Annotated in this window: 20 protein-coding genes; all 20 read right to left on the bottom strand. The window is 49.1% G+C overall.

All coding sequences use genetic code 11. The features are described 5' to 3' along the window. Positions 1-478: Crp/Fnr family transcriptional regulator (locus AC1DUA_RS01985; RefSeq protein ID WP_477498127.1), on the bottom strand; the 478-nt coding region annotated here is incomplete at its 3' end. A gap of 204 nt (positions 479-682) precedes the next feature. Further along, positions 683-2,035 (bottom strand): LLM class flavin-dependent oxidoreductase, encoded by a 1,353-nt coding sequence (locus AC1DUA_RS01980; RefSeq protein WP_477498126.1) that lies wholly within the window; start codon positions 2,033-2,035, stop codon positions 683-685. A gap of 12 nt (positions 2,036-2,047) precedes the next feature. Beyond that, positions 2,048-3,190 (bottom strand): N-methyl-L-tryptophan oxidase, encoded by a 1,143-nt coding sequence (gene solA, locus AC1DUA_RS01975; RefSeq protein ID WP_477498125.1) that lies wholly within the window; start codon positions 3,188-3,190, stop codon positions 2,048-2,050. Positions 3,191-3,209: 19 nt separating this feature from the next. Next, complete coding sequence (locus AC1DUA_RS01970; protein ID WP_477498124.1) at positions 3,210-4,379, bottom strand: amidohydrolase; 1,170 nt, start codon at positions 4,377-4,379, stop codon at positions 3,210-3,212. Positions 4,380-4,408: 29 nt separating this feature from the next. Further along, the gene (locus tag AC1DUA_RS01965) at positions 4,409-5,278 is read right to left on the bottom strand and encodes a LysR family transcriptional regulator (RefSeq protein ID WP_477498123.1); all 870 of its coding nucleotides are present in this window, start codon (positions 5,276-5,278) and stop codon (positions 4,409-4,411) included. 187 nt (positions 5,279-5,465) lie between these two features. Then, complete coding sequence (locus AC1DUA_RS01960) at positions 5,466-7,499, bottom strand: ABC transporter ATP-binding protein (RefSeq protein ID WP_477498122.1); 2,034 nt, start codon at positions 7,497-7,499, stop codon at positions 5,466-5,468. A 12-nt stretch (positions 7,500-7,511) separates the two neighbouring features. Then, the gene (locus AC1DUA_RS01955; RefSeq protein WP_477498121.1) at positions 7,512-8,405 is read right to left on the bottom strand and encodes an ABC transporter permease; all 894 of its coding nucleotides are present in this window, start codon (positions 8,403-8,405) and stop codon (positions 7,512-7,514) included. Positions 8,406-8,459: 54 nt separating this feature from the next. Next, positions 8,460-9,389, bottom strand: coding sequence for an ABC transporter permease (locus AC1DUA_RS01950; protein ID WP_477498120.1), 930 nt, complete (start codon positions 9,387-9,389; stop codon positions 8,460-8,462). Positions 9,390-9,402: 13 nt separating this feature from the next. Further along, positions 9,403-11,058 (bottom strand): ABC transporter substrate-binding protein, encoded by a 1,656-nt coding sequence (locus tag AC1DUA_RS01945; protein WP_477498119.1) that lies wholly within the window; start codon positions 11,056-11,058, stop codon positions 9,403-9,405. A gap of 31 nt (positions 11,059-11,089) precedes the next feature. After that, the gene (locus tag AC1DUA_RS01940; RefSeq protein WP_477498118.1) at positions 11,090-12,127 is read right to left on the bottom strand and encodes an LLM class flavin-dependent oxidoreductase; all 1,038 of its coding nucleotides are present in this window, start codon (positions 12,125-12,127) and stop codon (positions 11,090-11,092) included. Further along, complete coding sequence (locus tag AC1DUA_RS01935; protein WP_477498117.1) at positions 12,124-12,663, bottom strand: GNAT family N-acetyltransferase; 540 nt, start codon at positions 12,661-12,663, stop codon at positions 12,124-12,126. Before AC1DUA_RS01935 ends, AC1DUA_RS01940 begins: the two co-directional genes overlap by 4 nt. Continuing rightward, entirely contained in the window at positions 12,660-13,151 is a 492-nt protein-coding gene (locus AC1DUA_RS01930; RefSeq protein WP_477498116.1) for a DinB family protein, read from the bottom strand. Before AC1DUA_RS01930 ends, AC1DUA_RS01935 begins: the two co-directional genes overlap by 4 nt. 43 nt (positions 13,152-13,194) lie before the next feature. After that, entirely contained in the window at positions 13,195-14,211 is a 1,017-nt protein-coding gene (locus tag AC1DUA_RS01925; protein WP_477498115.1) for an LLM class flavin-dependent oxidoreductase, read from the bottom strand. A gap of 12 nt (positions 14,212-14,223) precedes the next feature. Next, positions 14,224-14,976, bottom strand: coding sequence for an amino acid ABC transporter ATP-binding protein (locus tag AC1DUA_RS01920; RefSeq protein ID WP_477498114.1), 753 nt, complete (start codon positions 14,974-14,976; stop codon positions 14,224-14,226). A gap of 172 nt (positions 14,977-15,148) precedes the next feature. Continuing rightward, a complete protein-coding gene (locus AC1DUA_RS01915) occupies positions 15,149-15,859 on the bottom strand; it encodes an amino acid ABC transporter permease (protein WP_477498129.1) in 711 nt (236 codons plus the stop codon). 19 nt (positions 15,860-15,878) lie between these two features. Next, the gene (locus tag AC1DUA_RS01910; RefSeq protein ID WP_477498113.1) at positions 15,879-16,580 is read right to left on the bottom strand and encodes an amino acid ABC transporter permease; all 702 of its coding nucleotides are present in this window, start codon (positions 16,578-16,580) and stop codon (positions 15,879-15,881) included. After that, positions 16,580-16,843: a transporter substrate-binding domain-containing protein gene (locus AC1DUA_RS01905; RefSeq protein WP_477498112.1), complete on the bottom strand. Its 264-nt coding sequence runs from the start codon at positions 16,841-16,843 to the stop codon at positions 16,580-16,582. The genes AC1DUA_RS01910 and AC1DUA_RS01905 overlap by 1 nt, the downstream gene beginning before the upstream one ends. 55 nt (positions 16,844-16,898) lie before the next feature. Beyond that, positions 16,899-17,045 (bottom strand): hypothetical protein, encoded by a 147-nt coding sequence (locus AC1DUA_RS01900; protein WP_477498111.1) that lies wholly within the window; start codon positions 17,043-17,045, stop codon positions 16,899-16,901. Positions 17,046-17,061: 16 nt separating this feature from the next. Beyond that, positions 17,062-17,460 carry a GNAT family N-acetyltransferase gene (locus AC1DUA_RS01895; RefSeq protein ID WP_477498128.1) on the bottom strand — a complete coding sequence of 133 codons (399 nt, stop codon included), beginning with the start codon at positions 17,458-17,460 and terminating at the stop codon, positions 17,062-17,064. Positions 17,461-17,600: 140 nt separating this feature from the next. Continuing rightward, entirely contained in the window at positions 17,601-18,935 is a 1,335-nt protein-coding gene (locus AC1DUA_RS01890) for an LLM class flavin-dependent oxidoreductase (protein WP_477498110.1), read from the bottom strand. Between the last annotated feature and the right edge of the window lie 298 nt (positions 18,936-19,233).

The raw sequence follows: 19,233 nt of genomic DNA, 5'->3' as shown, positions 1-19,233 counted from the left end.
GAAAATAAGCGAGCCTCCAAGCGACGGGTCGGGAGATAAGCGTTTCGACATACCTCTGGGTAGATAGCAAACGCCTCGCGTTGGAAACAGTTAGTGCATACAGGGCATCTGGACGACTTAGTACCAATTTTTTAAAATGGTCCGCAGGTACGAGCAACACTTCGCTGTTCAGGATACATCGTGCGAATCTTTGTCTATGTTGGCCGGTCAGTACCTCAGCCGCACCGAATATTTCACCCGTACTGCGTAAAAACAAGGTAATACCGTGACCTTCCTCCGCCGATTGCGAGATTTTAACAAGCCCAGACTTGAGAAAATAAATATGCTTGCTTTCCTCATCTTCTCTGAAGATAAATTCATTTTTCTTATAGTGCTGTAAAACCCCGTATTCTTCAAATAACTCTGCTAATAAAAGCTGCTCATGAGTGCCTTTTTCCTTCATTGGGTCCGGTGGAGAAGAAGCCTGTTTTTCTGACATACTAGCGTCACCCCAATTTAAGAAAATGAGTTAATTCTTACTTAACCTATAGGTATTATAATGAATAAGAAAAGGATAAAACAGTCATCTAGCCGACAAAATAATTATTAAAAAAATAGAGACCCACAGCGACAGACTGCGGATCTCATGTTTCAATTTTATATATGAAATTAGCCCGACTTATTAAGACCTGTTATTCCGCATTTAGCCTTGCACAACTGTCTGTTTCTGTTTCTGTTTCTGTTTCGTATAACGGTTTTCTGGTATTGGCAACCCGAGATTTCCTCTAAGCGTATCTGCTTCATATTCTTCCCGGAACAGACCGCGTTCCTGCAGAATCGGCACTACAAGTTCAACGAAGTCCTCAAGACCTTGTGGCGTGGCGCTGCCAACAATGAACCCATCTGCTCCGCTTCCCTCAAACCATTCTTGCAATTTATCAGCGATAACTTCCGGCGTTCCCAGGAATGTTGGCTTAGGTGTGGCCACTTGGAGGGCTACTTGGCGGAGCGTTAATCCCTCAGCTTTTGCCCATGCTTTCATCTTGTCCGTAGCGCTCTGGAAGCTATTGCGGCCAAGATCACCCAGCTCCGGGAATGGCTCATCCAGCGGATATTGCGAGAAGTCGTGATGCTCATAGAAGCGCCCGAGGAATTCAAGTGCTTTGTCGATCGACGTGAGATTGGCGATTTCCTCATATTTACGTTCCGCTTCTTCCTGGGTCCGACCAACGATTGGCCCTATGCCCGGGAGGATGACGATTTCATCGGGATTGCGTCCCAACGCTTTTGCACGTCCTTTTACGTCTGCATAATAATGCTGGGCATCCTCTAAAGTCTCCTGTCCAGTGAAAATGGCATTCGCCACCTTGGCAGCGAAATTCTTCCCGTCCTCGGACGCACCTGCCTGGAAAATAACAGGCTGCCCTTGCTTGGAACGGGCCACATTAAGTGGACCTTTGACAGAAAAAAACGCACCTTTATGATTTAGGGTATGAAGCTTCAATGGATCGAAGAATACGCCTTTTTCTTTGTCACGCACAAAAGCATCGTCTTCCCAGGAATCCCAGAGTCCCGTTGTGACTTCCAAATATTCGTTCGCTATCCGATAACGCTCAGCGTGGGCTGGATGTTGGTCTTCCTTCTTGCCATAGTTGAGCGCAGACCCTTCTAACGGTGACGTCACAACATTCCAGCCTGCTCTGCCTCCGCTAATCAAATCCAACGAACCGAATTGCCGGGCAACCGTAAAAGGTTCACTATAGGACGTGGACAATGTCCCGACTAGACCGATTTTGGAGCTAATCCCGGCCAAAGCGCTCAGAATGGTGATAGGTTCAAACCGATTTAGAAAATGAGGAATGGATTTCTCGGTAATATACAGACCGTCCGCAATAAAAACGAAGTCAAACTTGCCTTCTTCGGCCTTCTGCGTCCATTTCTTATACAGCTCAAAATTCACACTTGCGTCTGTAATGGCATCAGGGTGTCTCCAGCCAGATATATTTCCTCCAACACCATGAAGGATTGCACCTAATTTCATTTTTTTCTTGCTCATATCTCTTTCCTCCTAGGACTTTATGTGATTAAAACGTGACAGTGAAAAGGTACTCAGTTCCGCATTAGTTGACACTTGTTGAATAAGATCGGCGAGCAGCGAACCGACGGCACTTGCAAATTTGAATCCATGCCCTGAGAACCCGCCAGCCAACAAAACATTCATATAAAGCGGATGCCGATCAATGATGAAATGCTCATCAGGAGTTAGCTCGTATTTGCATACTAGACCTTGCAGCAACTCGCCTGCTGACTGAGGTAGGAAAGCAGATAACGCACGTCGCAAGTCACCTTCGTCCTCTTCAAGATGACCGAATGGCGCTGCCTGCTCCCCCGGAGCCCAAGGCAATCCCCCGTCATGGCGGCCGATTTTAATACCAGCGCCGTTAATACTCGGAAAGCCGTAATACCCTCCCTCTTTCGTTTCGAGTGTAAATCCCGGAAAAATGCCCGCATCATAAAGATCGGGTTTAGACCGAAACCAACCCACTGTTTTGCGAACAGCTCGAATCGGCAGCGTGACGAAAGGCTCTAAACTCTTGAACCAGGCTCCGGCGGTTATAATCAATTGATCCGCAGAAAATTCCCCTGCGCGTGTACGTACGCGGACACCTGATCCGTCCACCTGAATATGCTGAACCGGATTATAGGGCAGCAGCATGGCACCTTCGGCCAAAGCCAACTTGCGGTAAGCCGCGATACACTGCTCGCTGTTTAAATATCCGGCATTCGGTTCATACATGGCTTCATAAGACTCAGGCAATGTGATCCCTGCCCAGCGCCTGTGAACCTCTGCGGCATCCAGCATTTCCACCTGAACGCCTGCCTCTTTGCAACCAGGCAACCTGGTTATGAATTTGCCCACAGAACGATCGGCCATATTGAGTACGCCGGAGCGAACGAGCAGCTTTTGCCCGCTGACCACTTCAAGTTCCCTCCATAAGCGGTCGGCCTTAAGCGCCAGGTTGATATAGGGCTTCCCACCGCTGTAAGCATGGCGGATTAACCGCGGCTCTCCATGATGGCTTCCGTTTTCGTGCGGGGGATCGTACGAATCGATCATCAAGGTGCGAATTCCCCGCTTAGCCAAATAATAACCTGCGCTCATGCCCATGGATCCGGCTCCGATAACGATCACTTCAAACGAATTTCTCATGCCTGACCTCCTCCAAAGCCTACCGCTCCGCAGCGAACCGTTTCAGCTCATCAACCGCCAACTCGGCAAAAAATTGGGCAGAGACAGATAACGCACGTTCATCGATATCAAAAGCAGGATGATGCCATTCCTGCGGTCCTGATGTTCCTATAAAGGCAAAAAATCCCGGTATTTGCTGCTGATAGAATGCAAAATCCTCACCCGCCGGGGAAGGCTTCGGCGCCACGACCTCAAGGCCAAGCCGCTCAGCCACCTTGGCCGCCGCTTCAGCAAGCGCCGCATCGTTGTGCACGGGCGGCGGCCCCTGCAGCCAGCGAAAGGATGCTTTGGCCCCGAAAGCAGAAGCGATGCCGGTCACAATGTCACCGAAGCGCTGCTTAACCCGGGTGCGTACTTCGGCGTCAAACGTCCGTACCGTGCCATCCAGAACGGCTTTCTCCGGTATGATGTTCCAGGCGGTCCCTGTGTGCAAGCGCGTTATACTAACAACCGCACTCTCCAGCGGGCTTACATTGCGGCTGACAATCGACTGGAGAGCCGTAATCAGATGAGCGGCTGCTAGAACTGGATCTACACTCGCTTCAGGTACGGCAGCATGCGAACCAATACCTTCCAGCTCTACGAGGAAACCGTCAGCAGCAGCCATCAGTGCTCCTGAACGAATGCCAATCGTACCTACTGGCAGGTCTGGTTTATTGTGCATGCCGTAAATTGCCCTAACCTTATCGAGCGCGCCGGTTCGAATCACTTTATGAGCACCCGCGGCCTTCTCTTCCGCCGGTTGGAACACCAAACGAACACTGCCTGCCAGCTCGTGCTCCCTTTCTTTTAAAAGTAAAGCTGCACCTATTAAAGCGGCAGTATGAAAATCATGACCACATGCATGCATTCTGCCTCCATGCTTGGAAGCGAAGCTCAAGCCGGTCTCTTCTTGAATCGGCAGTGCATCGATATCGGCCCGCAGCGCGAGGATTGGCCCCCCGTGCAGCCCCCCGACTTCAGCAATCAAGCCTGTTTCCAGCTTGAATTCGGATGCAATTCGGATATCGGCTGCCTCGAGCGTTCTTCGGATAAAAGCCGTTGTCTCAAATTCCTCATGCGACAATTCCGGATACTGATGAAGGTGGCGCCTGATATCAACCAGTTTTTGTTGAAAGTTATTTTCCTTGTTGGTGCTAATTGCTGCCATTATGCCTCCTACTGTCTGTGTGACCTTTGTTACCCTGTTCGATTCGCTAGAAAAAACTGCAGGATCTCCGATTTCTCACCATTCAAACTGATCAAATTCGTCTGCAGAGCTACGCTTGCTACCCCAGCTAAATCTACGGGATACAACAGTTGCTCACGCACTTCCTTATGGACACATAGACCAGGGAGGAAGCATAATCCAGCCTTGTTCAAAACGAGCTTCTTGGCGGTTTCTGCATTATCGGTTTGAATTTCGATAGCCGGAGGTTTATCCAAACTTTGAAAGAGCCTGTGAATTCTCAGCCAATCCAGCGAGCCGCATTCAAAAAAAACGAAAGGCTGATCGACAATCAAGTCGAGAGACACCTCTTTTTGACCTACAAGTGGATGATCCGCATAAGCGTATAAACGAATAGGATCTTCGTAATATTTGACCGAATGCAAATTGGGATGGCTAATATTACGGACGAATCCGATATCGAGCTCTTTGTTCAGAACTTTAGACATGATTTCGTCTGTTGTCGCTGTTGTTAATTTGATTTGAAGTCCCGGAAATTGATTTTTCAGCTTAGGCAGCAATTCCGGCAGCATGTAGTTGGAGGCAGACACCGTGCAGCCCAGTCGAAGCTCTTGCGGATCCGTCCGCTGCCGCTGTATGTGCTGCTTCCCCTTCTGATATACTTGCAGCAACTGCTGCGCATAAGGTAGAAATTGTCTGCCCTTCTCTGTCAGCTGCACTTGCTTACCCAAACGGTCGAAGAGCCGAATGTCCAGCTCACGTTCGAGCGTTTGAATCCGAGCTGTGACCGATGGTTGTGACAGGAACAAAACTTCCGCCACTTTATTAAAACTGCCATAGTGATACACATAAACAAATGCCTCAATATTTTCAATATTCATACGCGGTACCCCAGATCCAAATAGAATAAGATGAGCCAGAAACCAAGCACAAAAAGACCTCCGAGCCCTTCATCTGACTAATATGCAGATACAAGGCTTCACAGGTCTCCGGCTGCCCGGTTGACAGCTATTGAATTATTCTAACTTTATCGATAAATACCAAGTATGTCAATCGGAATTTATATATTTAAAACAAAKGATCATGACACGCCACAAAATGTTCTTGACCMACTTCACGGAATTGCGGCTCTTCCGCAGCACATCTTGCGGTCGCTGCAGGGCACCTCGTACGGAATCTGCAGCCTGTTGGGGGACTAGCCGGTGACGGAATCTCCCCCTCAATCGCTTTGAACAAGCGCTGCCGAAGCGGATCAGGAACTGGGATGGAAGCCACCAGCGCCCTTGTATAAGGATGCGCCGGATGGCGGAATAGCTGCTCGCTGGGTGCAATTTCAATCAGTTTGCCTAAATACATGACGCCGATACGATCAGAAACATAACGGACAACATGCAGACCATGACCGATAAACAACATCGTAAGATCAAGCTGCTTACGCAGTTCTTGCAGCAGATTAATAATCTGTGCTTGAACGGATACATCAAGGGCCGATACCGCTTCGTCAGCCAATAGGAATTTGGGCCCCAGAGCAATCGCCCTCGCTATGCCGATCCGCTGGCGTTGTCCGCCGGAAAACTCATGCGGATAACGATCATAGGCATTCGGATCAAGCCCCACAAGGCGCAGCAATGTCTCTACAGATTCTCTCTTTTCCCTGCCCTTCCTTCCCCCATGCACCGCAAAAGGTTCGCCGATAATATCTCCAACCTTCCAGCGGGGGTCGACGGAGCCGTGAGGATCTTGGAAGATCATCTGCATATCCTTCCGCTGCTGACGTAATAGGGAGCCAGACAATGCACCCAGATCCTGATTTTCAAATAAAACAGTACCGGAAGTCGGCTTCTCCAAATGCAGCAGCATCCGCCCAAGCGTCGACTTGCCGCTGCCCGATTCGCCGACCAGACCGAATGTCTCGCCTTTTCGAATCGTGAAGGATACATCATCCACAGCTTGAATCCATTTCCGGTCTCTTGAAAGAAAAGAGCTCTTCAGCGGATAATGTTTCGTAACATGACGCAGCTCAATTAGCGGTACAGCCTCCTGCTTCGAGTTAGTTTCAACAAGGGCTGGTTGCTCTCGAACTTCAACTCCATGAGTCTGCTCCGGTACCCGAACATCTCGTGGTTTCGGCAGCTGATCAGCATACCAGCAAGCCGATTGATGGCCGCCTCGATCTTCCAGAGCTGGCGCCTCACGGGTGCACAACTCTGTCGCATAAGCACAGCGGGGATGAAAACGGCATCCCGACGGGAGATTGTTCATTCCCGGTATCGTACCAGGGATTGCATAGAGGGGCTGAGTGCGATCACTGTCTAATGTCGTAATCGAGCGAAGTAGCCCCAGCGTATACGGATGCCTTGGCTGAGTAAATATATCCACCGCTGCCGATTGCTCGACGATTTGACCGGCATACATCACAATGACCCGGTCTGCCATCTCTGCTGCAACCCCAAGGTCGTGTGTGATCAGCAGGATGGACATGTTGAACTCACTCCTCAGCTCTTGCAGGAGCTGCAGAATTTGAGCTTGAATGGTCACGTCCAGAGCGGTTGTCGGCTCATCTGCGATCAGCAGCTCCGGTTTGCCGCTTAGAGCCATCGCAATCATAGCTCGCTGCAGCATCCCTCCAGACAGCTCGCCTGGATACTGCTTTAGCCGAAGCTTAGGCTCTGGGATGCCTACCCGCTGAAGAAGTCGGGCAGCCTCCTCTTCTGCCTCTCGGGCAGTGATACGGCGATCATGACGCCTAATTGTTTCTGTGATTTGGCTGCCAATCGTAAATACAGGATCAAAAGCCGCCATTGGCTCTTGAAAAACCATGGCAATTCTTTTCCCCCGCAAAGAACGGAGTTCTTGCGGTGGCAGCGTAGTGACATCGACATCGCCGAGCTTGATGGTCCCCGAGGTAATTGACCCGTTCTCATGTTCAATTAAGCGCATGATCGCTTTGGAGGTAACAGACTTTCCGCTTCCTGACTCGCCGACTAGACAAACGATTTCACCGGCCTGAATGGAGAAACTGATATCGCTGACAGCCTGCATGACATTGCGATTTAGAGCAAATTCTACACGAAGCTGATCTACAGATAGTAATGCACTCATCCCCTGCTCCCCCTATGATTGTCGTTTCTTGGGATCAAGCGCATCGCGCAGTTCATCGCCGAGGACATTGATAGATAATACGAACAAAGTGATCGCCAAGCCCGGAAACGTACATATCCACCAAGCTACGGTTAAATACCCCCTGCCTTGGGAAAGCAAAGCGCCCCAATCAGGTATTTCTTTTAGCACGCCAAGACCCAGAAAACTAAGACCGGACCCGGTCAGAATCGATGTTCCAACGCCTATGGCCGCCATAACCAGCAGTGGAGAAAGAGAATTCGGCAGAACATGCTTCATGAACAAAGAAAGCTGTGTCGCCCCGATGGATCGGGAAGCGGTAATGAACGGGCGATTTTTGACGCTGAGTATTTGCCCACGCATGACACGCGCATAATTAGGAACTGCGGCTAATGCAACAGCGAGTACGATATTCCAAAGCCCGGGACCGAGTGCGGCAGCAATCGCGAGCGCCAGCAATACGCTTGGAACTGTCATGACGATATCATTGAATCGCATCAGCACACGGTCCGTCCATCCTCCGAAATAACCCGCGTATGCGCCGATGAGCCCTCCCAGAAGCCCTCCAACAAGAACAGAGGCGAACCCGATAAACAGAGACTCCCTGGCACCGAACACAATAAGGCTGAAGACATCTCGGCCAAAATAGTCCGTCCCTAGCAAGTGAACGCCACCAGGAGGAAGCAAGATTTGATCCGCTTGCATGTCGGTCGGCACATATGGTGCAATCCACCCAGGTACAATAGCGCAAATAATGAGAAATACAACAACAACCGTTGACGCATATACAATGAGACGTGAAGGGCTCAGATTCAGGTTCTTACGGTGAATGGTCAGGCCGGTTCGTTTGGCCCGCCATAAGGGTTTCGCATTGACAGCTTCCCTCATCCTAGGCATCCTCCTTAAAGTTTTCGTTAGAAAACTGACTTCGTACGCATAAACTTAATTTTGGAATCGTCTGACTCGGGGATCTATATAGGCATACGAGATATCGACGAGTAGATTCACAAGGATATAGATGATAGCGGAGAATAAAATAACTCCCTGCACGACCGGTAGATCCTTCGCCATAATGGCATCTGCGATAATTCTACCGATGCCCTGACGCGAGAATACCGTCTCAATGACAACCGTGCCAGCCAGCATCTCGCCAAGCAGAATCCCCAGCATCGTAACCGCAGGAATCAATGCATTGCGCAGCGCATGGCGATACATCACCGAACGCTCAAGCAAGCCCTTGGCGCGAAGCGTTGTAATGAAGGCTTCGCCAAGTACCTCCAACATGGCATTTCTAACCATGCGAACGATGAAACCCGCTCCCAGCATACCCAAGGTAACTGCAGGCAGAACCAGCGTTTGCCAGCCGTTCGAGCCGAGCGCAGGCAGCCACCCGAGAAACACGGAAAATATGAGAATAAGCAAAATCCCTGACCAGAAAGTCGGCATAGAAATACCGAACAACCCAACAATTCTGGCGATGATATCAATCGGTTTATTGCGATGGATCGCCGATAAGACCCCCAGCACAAGGCCAACCGTAACGGAGACCAGCGAAGCTGCAGCTGTTAGCGCCAGTGTCGCTGGGAAATGCGTCATAATTTTGGGCAGAACAGGCTCTGAGTTCACTAGTGATTTACCGAAATCCAAGACAAGCACATGGCTGAAATAAGTCGTAAACTGCTCCAGAAACGGCCGGTCAACCCCAAGCTGATGGCGTAAATTCGCAATTGCTTCAGGACTCATCGTGCTTGGATCAATCATATTCATGACAACATCTCCAGGCAGCACATAGAGAACACAGAATACCAAAATAGAAGAACCTATAATAACACCTATAGAGCTGATGAACCGCACTACGATTGCATGAACCATCCGAGCGGCCTCCTTATTTTTTGAGGATAGACGCGTCATTAAACAGTGGATAGCCTAAGGAATCAAATTTGATGCCACTTACACTTTTCGAAGCAGCAACGGTATATGGGAAAATGTAAACTGGGATGATGACCGCATTGTCTATGATATATTGCTGCACGTTCTTATAAATATCCTTACGCTTCGTTTCATCCGCTTCCACAGCTCCTTGCTCGAGCAGCTTATCAAGAGCTGAATCTGATAAATGAGAAAGCGAAGGACGGGCATTCGGTGCTGTTGTGTGGTAGAACGAATTTAAAGCAACAGGATCGGAATTCACTTGGCTGTTCCCATAGAGGTCATAGGCTTGAGCTGTATAAATGACGCTTTGAACGTCCTTCGTTATCTCGACTTCGACGGCAACTCCCACTTTCTTGAGCTGCTGCTGGATGATGGCGGCAATGTCATTGCGCTTCTCTCTATTCGGTGAACCATCTACATAATGCAGGGTTAGCTTTTTGCCGTCTTTCTCGCGTATGCCGTCTGTACCTTTAACCCAGCCCAATTCATCAAAAAGACGGTTTGCCTTGTCGAGATCTGGTTTTATCTTATTTTCAAGCGAAGCATCGTAACCGAAAATCGCAGGTGTCAAAGGCGACCAAGCACGCTGATAGGTGCCCAGATATAACGTTTTGACAATGGAATCAACGTCAATAGCGGATTGTACGGCTTGACGCGCCTTCACATCATTCCAGGGAGCTCTGCTTTGGTTAAAAAAGAGCGTGTACGGCAAGCCGTTCGTGTTCACTTGCAGCAGCTGAAGCTTGGCATCATTTTTCAGCGCTACGATATTTTGCGGTGGAACGGTTTCTGCTGCTGTCACCTGCCCGCTCTGCACACTGCCGAGCCGTGTCGCCTCTTCAGGAATAATTTTGAACGTAATAGCATCCAGATAGGCTTTGCCCTTATTTTCAACCAGCGCAGGAGCCCAGTTATAATCCGGGTTGCGCTCCACTTTGATTTCGGAATTATCATCCCATTTGACGAATTTGAAAGGCCCGGTTCCAACTGGATTTTTACCGAATTGATCACCGTATTTCTTGGCTGCTGTTGGCGATACGATGCCGAGCATAGCCTGGCTTAAGTTACCAAGAAAAGCTACCGATGGCGACTCTAGGTTGAGTTTAATGGTATACTCGTCAATCACTTCCGAAGACTTGTAAGGTTTAAGCAGAGCAGAAGCATTAGCTGCTTTCGTTGCTGGATCAAGTATTCGATCATAGCTGTATTTCACGGCTTCTGCATTGAAAGGTGTCCCGTCCTGAAATTTCACATCTTTGCGCAGCTTAAAAGTGTAACTCTTGCCGTCCGGCGAAATCGACCATTCCGTTGCCAGCCATGGTTTAATCGTGTTGTCCGGCAGCTGCACGACCAGATTATCATAGATCGTCCGGAATACTCTGACGGCAACAGCTAAACCGCTGCGGTGCGGGTCAAGCGTATCTGGCGAGGTTGCCAGGGCAAATGAAATTTCACCTCCACTCGCCGCCTGTCCATTCCCTGCAGCATGAACCGAACTTGCTGGCGATGCCGATTGACTGCCTGAGCCGCCAGTTCCTGCGCAAGCCGATGTGACCATCATGGCAGCTGCCAGCAGCAGCGTGATTGGTATATAACGTACTTTCCTCATTGTGCCCACACTCCTATGTCAAATAAATAGATTAAGCTGACCAAATGCTACTTGTAATCTCCCGGCGAAGCACTGGCGCAACTTCAGAAGCAAACCACGCCATCTGTTCACGCTGCTCAGCTTCCGTCAACCCATCCACACTTATCGACATGACCTGATGACCGTAAGCGGCCTGATAGGTCAATATTTTCTCAATAACACGCTCAGGACTGCCTACTAACAATGGCCCATTTGCTAAATTATCCTCCAAGCTGGCAAAAGGCGACTGGTTATGTTTAGCTGAATCCGTGGAATGAAAAGCTTCATAATACGGACGAAAACGCCGAATAGCTTCTTCTGTTGTTTTAGCCAAATATAAAGTACCTGCTCCCACTCCAACGGTTGCATGCTTCGGATCATGCCCGTAATAAGCCAATCTTTCCCGGTAGTGATCAATCAACGCTTTGTACTTAGATAAGGGATGGAACGTATTGGATGAGAAAATCGGTTCGCCATATTTGGCAGCAAGCTCCGTGGACAGCGGCGATGAGGCACTGCCGTGCCAGATCGGAATCGTCGATTGGAACGGTCTAGGCAAAATGGTAACTTCCCGCAATGGGGGACGATATTTGCCTTCCCAACTAACATTTTCTTCGCTCCATAATCGTTTGAGCAGGGCGTATCTTTCGGCGAGCGAATCCCATTGCTCTTCTTCTTTGATGCCAAATAACGGATAATGCCGTGGGTCATTGCCTTTCCCGATAATTAACTCCAAGCGGCCTCCCGATAGGTGATCCAACGTTGCATAATCTTCAGCAACGCGAACGGGATCGAGGACACTAAGCACTGCGACTGTTGTCAACAGTCGCATGCGCGAGGTATGCGCAGCTATGGCTGTCAGAAGCACAGCCGGTGAGGAAGAAAGAAACGGAGGCCCGTGTCTTTCCCCGATGCCGTAGGCGTCAAAACCAAGCTGTTCAGCATAAATCGCCTGCTTGAGAATATTCTGGAACTTCTCTTGCGTTGTCAGCGTTTCACCAGTTACCGCATTGCGTATATTCATCACCAAGCTGAATAAGGCGAATTTCATAACTTGTCTCCTTGGCCGTGCTTGCGAATTCTCTCCGCATGCAAGTGAGGGTTCACGATTTTGCGCAGCAAATACATCGTGCCGTCGCCATTCCCCCGGTCAATGGCATCGATGCGCTCATAGCCTTTTCGCTCGTACATATCGAGCAGCCATGGATGCTTCTCTGCTGTAGCTAGCGTGACAGCCGATACACCGAGCTCATCCCGAATGATCGCTTCCTCCACCCAAGTCAGCAGCTTAGTGCCGAGTCCGCCCCCTTGCGCATCAGGATGGACCGCGAACCATTTGAGAAACGGATACTCCCTGTTCCACTTATTGATTGCATCCTTGGATAGGGTTAACGTGGCGGCAATCTGTCCATCCTTTTCCAGGACGTAACAGGCGTTCTTCGTGATATTTTCTTCGATTAATGCCAAATCAGCATGCGCTGCTGGCCATTGCAGGTTCAATTCGCGTATTGTGATATACGCATCGTAGATGATCTCCAAAAGCCTCTCGGCATCTCGGGGCTCAGCAAGACGATATACTTCGCTCATGAAGAGCTCACCTCTTGCTGGTTTGCACTGGCCAAAGAGCGTTTAATACGATCGATTTGGGACAGATGGTTATTCACATGCTTCGTAAAGCCCTGAATAATGTTCGTAATACTTACCGTCTCACCTTTAGCATTTATGCCGGTCTTATGCCAATCCTCGTCGTCTAAACGGTGAAATAATAAACTGTTATATCGGAGCAATTGATGAAATATCGTCAAATTATCGGCAGCAGCTCCGTCATTGGCCTTTTGTCCGCTAACCCATGCATCCTGGTTAAAAGCAGGCAATCGAACCGTCGTCCCCGCTAAAATGTCACGAATTCGGAAGGAAATAACAAGACTATGATCGGCTAAGTGGGTCAAAACCTCCGTTACGCTCCATGAAGCAGGGGCTTCTTTCCAACTTAATTGTTCCGGGCTTAACCCTTCTACAGCATTAAGTAATTGGTTATACGTATCCAAATATGGTTGAATGTCAGGATGACTCATCGCTTATCCTCCTCAAAATGAATCGTTCAAATGCTGTGCAGTCCTATACGACTGTTTCTACATCGTTCAACGCTTCTGCCAGTCTTTCATAAGAGCGAACTCTCTCATCGAAATCCTCGATTTTAGCTGTAACGATGAACTCATCTACGCCTGTGTGCCGCTGTAAATCTACCAACTGTTCACGAACTGTTTCTTTGGAGCCTCGCGTAATTTCCGTCGTTTTCTCCTCAATTGTGTAGGGCTCATTCGCCTGCCTGCCGAATTCCTCAGCCTGCTCCAACGTACCTACGGTCGCTTTTTTGCCGCTGGCCAGATACACTTTGTAGTGCTTCTGTTCAAAAGCAAGCGCATGCGCCGCCTGATCCGTATCTGCCACAATGACCGACAAGGCAAGTATAGCCTGTGGTGATCGGTTGGACTTTCGCTGAAAATTGGATTTATACACGTGTATAGCTTCAATTGCTGCCGATCGGTCCCCATTAATGGATAAAGAAAAGACATAAGGAAGACCTAACGATGCAGCAAGCTCTGCACTATCGAGACTTGCTCCAAGCAAGTAAATATCAGCAGGGCTGCTTGCTATAGGCGATACCTTAATGCCGTGCAGCGGATGACTCTCCGGAATTTGGTTATTCACGTACGCCTCAAGCTCTATGAGCTTTTCCGTCAGAGTCTGAGGTTCAGTGACACCACGCTGCAGCGCCTGTGTGCTGCGAGGCAAGCCGCCTGGTGCTCTCCCAACCCCCAAGTCGACTCTTCCCGGAGCAAGGGATGCCAGTACATTGAAATTCTCGGCAACTTTATAGGGACTGTAGTGCTGCAGCATGATACCGCCTGATCCGATGCGGATACGCTCTGTTTTTGCTAGCAAGTGTGAGATCAATACTTCTGGCGAAGATCCGGCGAGAAATTCGGAGTCATGATGCTCCGACACCCAGAATCGTTGATAGCCGAGCTCCTCCGCCTTTTGAGCTAATCGAATAGTTTGGGCAAGCGCCTCAGACGCTGAACTTCCGGGATAGATCGGACTTTGATCCAAAATGCTTATTGAAATCGTCATAAAGGTTGCCTCCTAGATGGAATATGAAAGTTCCGGACGAATGCGGCTCAGGAACTGCTTGGTCCGCTCTTCTTTGGGACGGTTAAACAACTCGTTCGGCTTCCCTTCCTCGACGATGGCGCCTTCGTCCATAAATACCACGTGACTGGCGACATCCTGCGCGAAGGTCATTTCATGCGTGACAATAATCATCGTAATGCCCTCTTTGGCGATCTTTCGGATCACAGCGAGCACTTCGCCGACAAGTTCAGGATCCAGCGCCGACGTGGGCTCATCGAATAGAATAACTTCTGGATTTAGTGCCAGTGCTCTGGAGATGCCAACTCGCTGCTGCTGTCCGCCGGACAGTTGAGAGGGATAAGCATCAAGCTTCTCCCCAAGACCGACCTTGTGCAGGAGCTCGACGCTAACCCTCCGAGCCTCATCTTTGGGAATCTTTTTGACAATCAGCAATCCTTCCATTACGTTCTCAAGCRCTGTCTTGTGGCGGAACAAATTGTATTGTTGAAACACCATCGCCGTCTTTTGGCGCAGCTGATGAATCTCCTTTTTGCTTGCTTTCTTGCAATCTACGCCAAAGTTATCAATCATAATCGCGCCGTCATTCGGCTTTTCCAAATAATTCAAGCATCGAAGCAGCGTCGTTTTCCCTGAACCGCTCGGTCCCAGGATGGCAACGACTTCCCCTCGGTTAACCGTAAGATTGATGCCTTTGAGCACCTGGTTGCGACCAAACGATTTGGTAATATTGGATAAATGAATCATGAGGTGCCTCCTTTCACTACGCGACTATTTTTAAACACATAATTCCGATGCAAATACTAAGAATTTAACATGATCTAACCTTATCATCCTCATTACGCTCTCGTCTAATAGAGTTCTTCTATACATCGATTCAACATTTCAATACACCACCCGTGAAGTTCCGGGATTTTACTTAAGCGATACCGCTGCGATTGTATATATTCAACCGTTTTTCCAACAAAGCGGAGATGTTCTCAGCGATAATGGTCAAAATCCAGTAAATGACAGCCGCTGCGATATAGGCTTCTAGGTATTTCCAATTCCTCATCGCAACGATGTGCGCTGTGCCGTTCAACTCTTGCAGCGATATCATAAAAGCAAGTGAAGAACCATGCAGCAAGCCGATGAATTTACTCAATAAATTCGGCAGACTTACATGCAGCGCTTGCGGAAGGACGATACGCCTCATCCCCTGCCAGGTCGTCATGCCAACCGAATAGCCAGCTTCAAGCTGTCCCTTGGAGACGGACAAAATACCCGAGCGGATCGTCTCCGACATGTACGCGCCGATATTCAACGTGAACGCTATGAAGATGAACAACATGAGCGGGATCACGCTGGAGCGCACACTCCAACCATATCGTACTGCGAGATAATCAAAGATCATCGGAATGGCAAAATAAACAAGCATAATGTGCAGCAGAAGCGGTGTGCCTCTGAAGAAGGAAACGTAAAACTGCGCGAAGCGGTGAATATATTTGATTCTGTACATGCGAATAAAAGCGATAAGCACACCGACAATGAAACCCGAGAATAAAGGGACGATCGAGAGAATGAGCGTTAGCGGCAGTGCCTTCAGCATGGCTCTGAAGGCTTCAAGCATAAACTGGAAATCGATGTGAATAGCTGCTCCCCCCTTCCTTTTAGTCGAAAGCCGTGACTGCTTGCTCAAAGCGTTGAACCCTGCGCTCGAAACGATGGTACACGTATTCCATTAAAAGGACTACGACATAATAAATCATGGACAACGCTATCCAGATTTCAAGGAAATGATAGGTCGTGCCGAGCATCTCAGCTCGCCCCACTAGATCCATTACGCCCAGCGTATAGGCAAGAGAGGTATCCTTCAGTGTACCAATCGTGAGATTGGCCACATTGGGTAGCGCCACTCTCCACGCCTGAGGTAGAACGATTCGCGTCAGCACGGCGTAGCTACTCATGCCAATCGAATAGCCTGCCTCTGCCTGTCCGCGATCTATGGCATTTACCGAAGCGCGGAAAATTTCAGAGAAATAAGCGGCGAAATGGAGCGCATAAGTTAGAATGACAAAAACTAACGGCTGGACATCGCTCACGTCTATACCAACTGCTTTGAGCAGCTCCGGTACGCCGTAATAGACGAGAAATAGCTGGATCAATATGGGCGTGCCTCTTGTATACGAAATATAAATAATAACAAGCCGATTGAGCAGGGGGATCCGGTACAGCCTTGGCAGTGCGATGACGAGGCCAAGCAGTACGCCGCATACAACGGAAGCCAGCACAATGAACAACGTGACGTGCAAGTAAGACAGCAGCTTAGGCAAGTACACCCAAATTAGTGAGAAATCAAACGATTTCCCCATTATTGTGTCACTGTAAAATCTTCTCCTAACCATTTTTTGCTGAGGCTTCCCAATGTTCCGTCTTTTTTGATTTCTCGTAACGCCTCATCAATTTTGGTTTTCAGCTCCGCTTCATCTTTGCGTAGCACATAGTAAATTTTGGRTGTGTAAAGCACAGGACCAACAACTTTTTGCTGCGCATCCGCGTCCTTATTGCGTCCTGTTACTTGGAACGGCGTTGATATTGTCGCGTCTACACGACCTGTTTTAATCTGGTTAATCACATCATTCGTTCCTCCGCTTCCGGAGAAGACCAGTTCAAAGGGGTTCCCTTTGCTTTTATTGTAATCCTGCAGCCAGACAGCGCCATTGCTTCCCGGAGACGTGATGACCTTTTGGTGAGGTTTGCTTCTCTTCTTTGGCTCCACAACCTGCGAACAGCAATGCGGAAGTTAGGATAAAAGTGGTCGATTTCAACAATTTCATAGATACATCCTCCTATTTACTCTTTATGTTTGGTCTGCAGCGCCAAGCGATAGGCTTCAACCACCGTCGTTTGGTCAGCTGCCAAGAAATCATAGCGGGGCTCGCGTTCGAATCCCAGCCTGAGATAAAGCCGCACAGCATCTGGCATTCGGCTCGAGGTGTGCAAGCCAAGATAGGCAAATCCGTCACGCTCTGCACGCCGGGCACATTCTGCAATTAGCGAAGTAGCGATGCCTTTGCTTCTTGCAGCAGGATCTACGCCGAGGAGGCGGATTTCCGGATAGGGAATGGTCTCGCTCAGCTTCTCATACAAACCCTCTTGAGGCGGGTATAGAAGCGCCGCCCCTACTAGCTTTTCTTCCTGCTCGGCGACAAGACGCCAGGTATCTTCCGTGCGCCTCCACTGAGCTTTGATATTGCTTATGTATTGTTCCCAGAATGCGGGACCAAAGCCCGACTCATTACTGGCGGTATGCCTCGATAGTCAAATCGACGGCCTTCTCCCATTCATCCGCTCTGGCATCCCTTACGCATAGATCGATCGCGGTCGACATCCTAGCTCCCCCTCACCACTTCAGACTGCCGAATGTAACGATTCACGGGTACATCTAACCCCAGATTGCCTCGCAGCGTATCACTTTCATACTCCTTACGGAAAATCCCGCGTTCCTGCAACACAGGTACAACCAAATCAACAAAATCGGCGAGTCCGTTCGGTACCACAGTCCGAATGTTGAAACCATCCGCTGCGCCTCCTTCGAACCATTGCTGGATGAGATCAGCCACCTTCTCCGGCGTACCGATGAAATTGCTTCTCGGCGTAGATGCCCGAAGTGCAACCTGACGAAGCGTGAGCCCCTGTTTCTCGGCTTCCTGCTTAATGCGGTCTGTCGTACTGCGGAAGCTGTTGCTGCCGAAGTCCCCGAGTTCCGGAAACGGCTCATCCAAAGCATGCTGCGTGAAGTCATAATGTTCAAAATAACGTCCCAAATAATTCAATGCCTGTTCAATCGTGACAAGCTCAGCAATTTCCTGATATTTGCGCTCTGCTTCCGCTTCGGTCCTTCCAACAATTGGGCCGATGCCCGGGAAAATCAGAATCTCATCAGGCTGACGGCCGTAAGCGGCAGCTCTGCTCTTAACATCTTGGTAAAAAGCACGAGCTTGCTCGAACGTCTCGTGCCCCGTATACACGGCATCTGCCGATCTGGCGGCAAGATCTTTGCCAGAATCCGAGGAGCCCGCTTGGAATACGACGGGGTATCCTTGCTTCGAACGCGCAACATTCAGCGGCCCTTGAACGGCAAAGTGTTTACCCTTATGGTGCAGCGTGTGAAGTTTGGCGGAATCGAAGAAAACACCGCTAGCTTTGTCTCGGACAAACGCATCGTCCTCCCACGAGTCCCATAACCCTTTTACAACCTCAAGATGTTCCTCAGCAATCTCGTAACGCAGCGAATGATGCGGATGCTCGCCTTTGCCGAAGTTCAGCGCCGAACCTTCGAGGGGTGATGTGACGACATTCCAACCCGCTCTTCCCCCACTAAGATGATCGATAGAAGCAAACTGTCTGGCCACTGTGAATGGCTCGCTATAGGAAGTAGATAAGGTAGCAACCAGACCGATATGGGTTGTTGCTTCGCTTAAGGCTGACAGCAGTGTCAGCGGTTCAAAGCGGTTTAAGAAATGAGGATTGGACTTTTCATTAATAAACAAACCATCTGCGATAAATAAGAGATCGAATTTTCCCTGTTCAGCTTTACGAGCCTGATCTTTATAAAAGGATAAATTGACACTCGCATTGGTTGGCACTTCGGGATGCCGCCAGAAGGATATACTATTTCCGACTCCGTTCAAATTAGCTCCCAGCTTTAACTGTCTCTTGGACATGGTAGTCACTCCTTTTAACCGTTAATACCAATGTGTATAATCGGATTTAATTTCATAGGATTACTATATCCCAACATTTGGTCACAGTGTATATCGCATTCTTCTATTCATCTATTTAAAAGTTCTATCGGTGAAAAGATTAGGCCGTGCAGCGGCCTCCATTTCACTCCCCGTTCTACGACTGAATCCTCTTTAATGCAACTAACTGCTCCTTTACATTTCCTTTTTGTTTCGGAGCATGCACATAAAGAACCTCCTTTACATTTCCTTTTTGTTTCGGAGCATGCACATAAAGAAC

It is taken from the genome of Paenibacillus sp. 01T422 (genome assembly GCF_056398785.1).
Note: the sequence above shows the minus strand (reverse complement) of the source record. Positions and strands in the feature narration are given on the sequence as shown.

Bases quoted from the DNA above. Each gene is read 5' to 3' on its own strand.
- AC1DUA_RS01935 (WP_477498117.1), bottom strand. From the start codon at position 12,663: ATGAGCGAAGTATATCGTCTTGCTGAGCCCCGAGATGCCGAGAGGCTT.
- AC1DUA_RS01965 (WP_477498123.1), bottom strand. From the start codon at position 5,278: ATGAATATTGAAAATATTGAGGCATTTGTTTATGTGTATCACTATGGC.
- AC1DUA_RS01970 (WP_477498124.1), bottom strand. From the start codon at position 4,379: ATGGCAGCAATTAGCACCAACAAGGAAAATAACTTTCAACAAAAACTG.
- AC1DUA_RS01940 (WP_477498118.1), bottom strand. From the start codon at position 12,127: ATGAAATTCGCCTTATTCAGCTTGGTGATGAATATACGCAATGCGGTA.
- AC1DUA_RS01930 (WP_477498116.1), bottom strand. From the start codon at position 13,151: ATGAGTCATCCTGACATTCAACCATATTTGGATACGTATAACCAATTA.
- AC1DUA_RS01900 (WP_477498111.1), bottom strand. From the start codon at position 17,045: ATGAAATTGTTGAAATCGACCACTTTTATCCTAACTTCCGCATTGCTG.
- AC1DUA_RS01925 (WP_477498115.1), bottom strand. From the start codon at position 14,211: ATGACGATTTCAATAAGCATTTTGGATCAAAGTCCGATCTATCCCGGA.
- AC1DUA_RS01980 (WP_477498126.1), bottom strand. From the start codon at position 2,035: ATGAGCAAGAAAAAAATGAAATTAGGTGCAATCCTTCATGGTGTTGGA.
- AC1DUA_RS01955 (WP_477498121.1), bottom strand. From the start codon at position 8,405: ATGAGGGAAGCTGTCAATGCGAAACCCTTATGGCGGGCCAAACGAACC.
- AC1DUA_RS01945 (WP_477498119.1), bottom strand. From the start codon at position 11,058: ATGAGGAAAGTACGTTATATACCAATCACGCTGCTGCTGGCAGCTGCC.
- solA (WP_477498125.1), bottom strand. From the start codon at position 3,190: ATGAGAAATTCGTTTGAAGTGATCGTTATCGGAGCCGGATCCATGGGC.
- AC1DUA_RS01950 (WP_477498120.1), bottom strand. From the start codon at position 9,389: ATGGTTCATGCAATCGTAGTGCGGTTCATCAGCTCTATAGGTGTTATT.
- AC1DUA_RS01910 (WP_477498113.1), bottom strand. From the start codon at position 16,580: ATGGGGAAATCGTTTGATTTCTCACTAATTTGGGTGTACTTGCCTAAG.
- AC1DUA_RS01890 (WP_477498110.1), bottom strand. From the start codon at position 18,935: ATGTCCAAGAGACAGTTAAAGCTGGGAGCTAATTTGAACGGAGTCGGA.